5 protein-coding genes are annotated in these 6722 nt (G+C 70.1%); all 5 read left to right on the forward strand.

What is annotated here, in order from left to right; translation table 11 throughout:
* The first annotated feature begins 75 nt into the window (after positions 1-75).
* The 5 genes from glf to zomB all read left to right on the forward strand — a co-directional run bounded on the left by glf (position 76) and on the right by zomB (position 6682).
* Positions 76-1296, forward strand: a complete 1221-nt coding sequence (gene glf / locus ACFUUZ_RS27815) for a UDP-galactopyranose mutase (RefSeq protein WP_378701261.1) — start codon at positions 76-78, stop codon at positions 1294-1296.
* On the forward strand, positions 1297-3225 hold the full coding sequence (locus ACFUUZ_RS27820; protein WP_378701263.1) for a glycosyltransferase: 1929 nt from the start codon (positions 1297-1299) through the stop codon (positions 3223-3225). It begins immediately after the preceding gene.
* A 71-nt stretch (positions 3226-3296) separates the two neighbouring features.
* Entirely contained in the window at positions 3297-3815 is a 519-nt protein-coding gene (locus ACFUUZ_RS27825) for a phosphatase PAP2 family protein (RefSeq protein WP_378701272.1), read from the forward strand.
* A 1-nt stretch (position 3816) separates the two neighbouring features.
* Positions 3817-4743, forward strand: coding sequence for a decaprenyl-phosphate phosphoribosyltransferase (locus ACFUUZ_RS27830; RefSeq protein ID WP_378701266.1), 927 nt, complete (start codon positions 3817-3819; stop codon positions 4741-4743).
* 7 nt (positions 4744-4750) lie between these two features.
* On the forward strand, positions 4751-6682 hold the full coding sequence (gene zomB, locus ACFUUZ_RS27835) for a flagellar motor control protein ZomB (RefSeq protein ID WP_378701268.1): 1932 nt from the start codon (positions 4751-4753) through the stop codon (positions 6680-6682).
* The last annotated feature ends 40 nt before the right edge of the window (positions 6683-6722 follow it).

Here is a 6722-nt window from a genome sequence, read left to right on the forward strand (position 1 = left end):
CGACCCCACCTGCGCCGGGACCCGAGTTTCGACTGCGCCGGAAGCCGGGAAAGGCGTCCGATACGCTGGGCCACCGTGACCGCCGCATCGTCCCCCGGTAACGCATCTGCTCCCTTCGATCTCATCGTCGTCGGCTCCGGTTTCTTCGGGCTGACCATCGCCGAACGCACCGCGAACCTGCTCGGTAAGCGCGTGCTGGTGCTCGACCGCCGCCCGCACATCGGCGGCAACGCCTACTCCGAACCGGAACCGGAAACCGGGATCGAGATCCACAAGTACGGTGCGCACCTGTTCCACACCTCCAACAAGCGGGTGTGGGACTACGTCACGCAGTTCACCGAGTTCACCGGCTACCAGCACCGCGTCTTCGCGCTGCACAAGGGGCAGGCCTACCAGTTCCCGATGGGGCTCGGGCTGATCTCGCAGTTCTTCGGCCGCTACTTCACGCCCGACGAGGCGCGGAAGCTGATCTCCGAGCAGTCGGCGGAGATCGAGACCGGCGACGCGCAGAACCTGGAGGAGAAGGCGATCTCGCTGATCGGGCGCCCGCTCTACGAGGCGTTCATCCGCGACTACACCGCCAAGCAGTGGCAGACCGACCCCAAGGAACTGCCCGCGGGCAACATCACCCGGCTGCCGGTGCGCTACACCTTCGACAACCGCTACTTCAACGACACCTACGAGGGCTTGCCCAAGGAGGGGTACACGAAGTGGCTGGAGAACATGGCCGCCTCCGACCTCATCGAGGTCCGGCTGGACACCGACTGGTTCGACGTGCGCGAGCAGCTCCGGGCCGAGAGCCCGGACGCCCCGGTCGTCTACACCGGCCCGCTGGACCGCTACTTCGACTTCGCCGAGGGTGAGCTCGGCTGGCGCACCATCGATTTCGAGACCGAGGTGCTCGAGACCGGTGACTTCCAGGGCACCTCGGTGATGAACTACAACGACGGCGACGTCTCCTACACCAGGATCATCGAGCCGCGGCACTTCCACCCGGAGCGCGACTACCCGGCCGACAAGACCGTGATCATGCGCGAGTACTCGCGCTTCGCGCAGACCGGCGACGAGCCGTACTACCCGATCAACACCCCCGAGGACCGGGCCAAGGTCAAGGCCTACCGGGACCGGGCGAAGCGGGAGACCGCCGAGGCGAAGGTGATCTTCGGCGGCAGGCTCGGCACCTACCAGTACCTCGATATGCACATGGCGATCGGCAGCGCGCTGAGCAAGTTCGACAACGTGCTGCGCCCGCACCTGGAGAACGGCGCGCCGCTCGCCGACGACCAGGAGAACTGAATGAGTTTGCTGCACAACGATTCGCACGCCCTGCTGGCGCGGATCATCCTGCCCAGGCCGGGTGAGCCGCTCGACGTCCGCACCCTCTACCTGGAGGAATCGACCACCAACGCGCGCCGCGCGCACGCCACCGGCCGCACCTCGCTCGCGGTCGGCGCCGAGTCCGAGGTCTCCTTCTGCACCTACTTCAACGCGCTGCCCGCCAGCTACTGGCGGCGCTGGAGCGTGCTGGACTCGGTGCTGCTGAAGCTGGAGCTGACCGGCCACGGCCGGGTCGACCTCTACCGCTCGAAGGCCGACGGCTCGCGCATCCACGTGCGCGGCGCGGAGTTCTCCGGCAGCGAGCCGGTGGCCGTCACCTTCGAGGCCGACCTCGGCCCGTTCGAGGATGGCGGCTGGCTCTGGTTCGACATCACCACCGACACCGCGGTCGAGCTGCACGCGGGCGGCTGGTACGCGCCGATGGAGGCGCCGGGCCAGGGCACCATCGCCATCGGCATGCCGACCTTCAACCGGCCGACCGACGCGGTGAAGACGCTCGAGGCGCTCGGCTCCGACCCGCTGGTGCTGGAGCGCACCCGCGCGGTGATCATCCCGGACCAGGGCACCCGCAAGGTGGTGGACGAGCCCGGCTTCGCCGCGGCCGCCGCCGTGCTCGGCGACCGCCTCGCCATCCACGACCAGCCCAACCTGGGCGGCTCCGGCGGCTACAGCCGGGTCATGTACGAGGCGCTGAAGACCACCGACGCCGAGTTCATCGTCTACATGGACGACGACATCGAGATCGAGCCGGACTCCATCCTGCGCGCGCTGGCCTTCAGCCGCTTCGCCAAGTCGCCGGTGCTGACCGGCGGGCACATGCTGAACCTGCAGGAGCGCTCGCACCTGCACGTCATGGGCGAGGTGGTGGACCGCAGCGTCTTCATGTGGACCGCGGCGCAGAACGTCGAGTACGACCACGACTTCGCCAAGTACCCGCTGCGCGACCGGGACAACTCCAAGCTGCTGCACCGCCGCATCGACGGTGACTTCAACGGCTGGTGGACCTGCGTCATCCCGCGGCAGGTGGCCGAGGAGATCGGGCAGCCGCTGCCGCTCTTCCTGAAGTGGGACGACGTCGAGTACGGGCTGCGCGCCCGCGCCGCGGGCTACCCGACCGTCACGCTGCCCGGCGCGGCGGTCTGGCACATGGCGTGGAGCGACAAGGACGACGCCATCGACTGGCAGGCCTACTTCCACCTGCGCAACCGCCTGGTCGTCGCCGCGCTGCACCTGCCGGGCAATGCCCGCGCCATGGTGGTGAACACCGTCAAGGCGACGCTCAAGCACCTGCTCTGCCTGGAGTACTCCACGGTCGCCATCCAGAACCAGGCGATCCGCGACTTCCTGGCGGGCCCGGACAAGCTCTTCGAGCTGCTGCCGAGCGCGCTCGGCGCGGTGCACGCCATGCGCAAGAGCTACCCGGACGCGGTGGTCCTGCCCTCCTCGACCGCGCTGCCGCTGGCCAGCCACGCCGACGTCGGCGCGGTCGGCGAGCCGGGAAACCCGCTCGCCAAGGTGGCCCGGCTGGCCAAGGGGCTGGTGCACAGCGCCCGCCCGGCCCGCGCCCAGCACCACGAGACCCCGCAGCTCAACGTCCCGACGCTGGACGCCCGCTGGTTCCTGCTCTCCCAGGTGGACGGCGTCACCGTCACCACCGCGGACGGGCGCGGCGTGGTCTACCGCAAGCGCGACCCGCGCCAGGCGCTCGCGCTGTTCAAGGAGGCGATGCGGCTGCGCAGGGAGCTGCTCGCCCGCTTCCCGGAGATGCGGCAGCGCTACCGGGCCGCGCACCCGCGGCTCACCAGCACCGCCGCCTGGGAGCAGATCTTCGGGATCGGCGATGCGCCGAGCACCGTCCCCACCGTCGAGACCAGCGAGGTCAAGTGAGCGCGCTGAACGCCGAGCCCACCACCCTGCCGCTCGACCCGGCACCCGCGGCGAGCCCGGCGAACCCGGAGGTGGCGATCATCACCGCGGTGCAGTCGGCGATCGGCGGCAACCCCGCGGTGATCTCCGCCGCGCGCGGCCTCTCGCACTTCGGCGAGCACGCGCTCGGCTGGGTCGGCATCGCCGCCGCGGGTTGGCTGGTGGACAGGCCGCGGCGCAGGCAGTGGGCCGGAGTCGCGGTCGGCGCGGTCGGCGCGCACGCCGCCTCGATCGTGATCAAGCGGGTGGTGCGCAGGCCGCGCCCGCACGACCCGGCGGTGCGGATCAACGTGCGCACGCCGAGCAAGCTGAGCTTCCCCTCCTCGCACGCGACCTCCACCGCGGCGGCTGCGGTGTTGCTCGGAAAACTGACCGGGCTACCCTTGCCTGCGGTGCTGGTCCCCCCGATGGTGCTCTCGCGGGTCGTCCTCGGGGTGCACTACCCCTCCGACGTGCTCGCCGGTTCCGCGCTGGGCGCCGCGTCCGCCGCCGCCCTGCTCGCCGTCGAGAAGAAGCTCGACAGTGATCGCACGAGAAAGAGCCTTGGTTGACATGAGCGAAGAGCCAACAGGCACCGATCTCGCGGAAGGCGTGACCAAGGGCCCGCCGAAGACTCTGGTCGGCGGGTTGATCAAGACCATGCGGCCGCGCCAGTGGGTGAAGAACGTGCTGGTGCTGGCGGCGCCGCTGGCGGCGGGGTCGGCGACCGAGCTGGACGTGCTCGTGCACGTCGCCATCGCCTTCGCGGTGTTCTGCCTCGCGGCCTCCGGGATCTACCTGGTGAACGACGCGATGGACGTCGAGGCGGACCGGGCGCACCCGACCAAGCGGTTCCGGCCGATCGCCGCGGGCGTCGTCCCGGTGAACCTGGCCTACGTGCTCGCGGTCGTGCTGCTGGTCGGCTCGATCGCCATCTCGTTCCTCGCGGCCTGGCAGCTCGCCGTGGTGATGGCGGTCTACATCGGCATCCAGCTGGCCTACTGCTTCGGGCTCAAGCACCAGGCGGTGCTCGACATCTGCATCGTCTCCTCCGGCTTCCTGCTGCGCGCGGTGGCGGGCGGCGCGGCGGCGAACATCCCGCTCTCCCAGTGGTTCCTGCTGATCATGGCGTTCGGCTCGCTGTTCATGGCGGCGGGCAAGCGGTACGCGGAGCTGCAGATCGCGCTCGGCACCGGCGCCAAGATCCGCAAGTCGCTGGAGTACTACACGCCGACCTACCTGCGCTTCATCTGGACCCTCGCGGCCACGGCCGTGGTGGTGTTCTACGGCCTCTGGGCCTTCGAACAGGGTGACGCGAAGGACACGAACTGGTTCGCGATCTCCATGATTCCGTTTACCATCGCAATCCTGCGTTACGCGGTCGACGTCGACGGTGGCGAGGCCGGTGAACCCGAAGAGATCGCGCTGGGGGACCGTGTGTTGCAGTTCCTCGCCATCGCCTGGATCGGAGCGGTAGGTGTCGCTGTCTATCTCGCCTGACGAGAGAGTGGCCGATGGGGCCGGGACAACCGAAGACGAGCACGGGCGGGCCGATGAATCGGTCCGCTCGGCGCCGCGGTACACCCGGTTCTCCCGTGCCCTCTTCGTCGGCGGGATCGTGGTCACCGTCGCGCTGTTCGCCATCGGCGGCTGGCAACGCCGCTGGATCGCCGACGACGGCCTGATCGTGCTGCGCACCGTCCGCAACCTGCTGGCGGGCAACGGCCCGGTCTTCAACGCGGGCGAGCGGGTCGAGGCCAACACCAGCACCGCGTGGACCTACCTGGTCTGGTTCTTCAGCTGGGTCACCGGCGCCAGGCTGGAGTACGTGGTGCTCGCGCTCGCGCTGGTGCTCTCGCTCGGCGCGATCGTGCTCGCCGTGCTCGGCACCGCCCGGCTCTGGGGCGGCCCGAAGGCCGCCTTCCTGCTGCCCGCGGGGGTGCTGGTCTACATCGCGGTGCCGCCCGCCCGCGACTACGCCACCTCCGGCCTGGAGAGCGGGCTGGTGATCTTCTGGCTGGCGCTGCTCTGGTGGGCGATGATCCGCTGGGCGCTGGCCGCGCGGGTCCGGGTGCCCGCGCTGCTCGGGCTGGTCTTCCTGGCCGGGCTCGCCCCGCTGGTCCGCCCGGAGATGGCGGTGATCGGCGCCGCCGCGCTCGGCATGATCTTCCTCGCCCCGATGCCGGGCGACCGCCCGGTGCTGCTGCGGCTGCTGATCATCGCGGTGGCCGGGGTGCTCCCGCTCGGCTACCAGATCTGGCGGATGGGGTACTACGGCCTGCCCTACCCGAACACCGCCGTCGCCAAGGACGCGGGCGGCGCCAAGTGGGGCCAGGGCTTCACCTACCTCTGGGACCTGGTCGGGCCGTACTGGCTCTGGCTGCCGCTGCTCGTGCTCTTCTTCGCCGCGCTCGGCGCGCTCCGGCTGACCCGCGAGTCGACCGCGCGCGGCGAGCGGGACGGCGCCGACCGCCAGCACCCGGTCACCCGGTTCCGGTGCTGGCTGCGCTCGCCGAGCGCGGTCGTCACGCTGGTGCTCGGCGGCGCGCTGCTGCTGACCGTCTACGCGCTGCGGGTCGGCGGCGACTTCATGCACGGCCGCATGCTGCTGCCGCAGCTCTTCCTCTTCCTGCTGCCGATCGCGGTGCTGCCGATCCGGGTGCCGCGCGGCGCCTTCCGGCCGTTCACCCTGCGCGACGTGCGGTACCTGCTGGTCCCGGCGCTCTGGCTGGTCGTGGTCGGCTGGGCGCTCTTCGCCGCGGGCACCACCGCCATCACCACCGGCACCAAGATCAGCTCGTCCGGCATCGTCGACGAGCGGGTGTACTACGTGCTCAACACCGGCCGCGACCACCCCATCCGGGCCGAGGACTACCTGGACTACCCGCGCATGCGGCCGATGCTCGACGCCATCGCCAACACCCCCGACGGCGGGCTGCTGCTGAACTCGCCGTCGTTCCGGTTCTGGTACATCGCACCGCCGCCGCAGCCCATCCCGGACGGCGGCGTCGGGCACACCGTCTTCTTCCTGAATCTCGGCATGACCAGCATGAACGTCCCGCTCGACGTCAAGGTGGTCGACCCGATGGGGCTGGCCTACCCGCTCGCCGCGCACACCGACCGGCTGGCCGACGGCCGCATCGGCCACGACAAGAGCCTCTACCCGGACTGGGTGATCGTGGACGCGGGCATGGTCGACAAGAAGCCGTGGATGCCCTGGTACCTGGACGAGGAGTGGGTGACCCAGGCGCGCGTCGCCATGTCCTGCCCGGACACCTACGCGCTCATGCTCTCGCACCGCGACCCGCTGACCTTCGACCGGTTCAAGCACAACCTGCGCAATGCCTTGAACTTCGCGGCGTACCGGATCGAGCGGGTGCCGAAGTACGAGATCGAGCGGTGCGGGCTGGTCGACCCGTTCCCGGAGCCGCCGCGCTAGATTCTTGACCCTTTCCGACAGTCGCCGCCCGGCCCCAGCC

It is taken from the genome of Nocardia sp. NPDC057353, from assembly GCF_042667085.1.
GTDB lineage: Bacteria > Actinomycetota > Actinomycetes > Mycobacteriales > Mycobacteriaceae > Nocardia.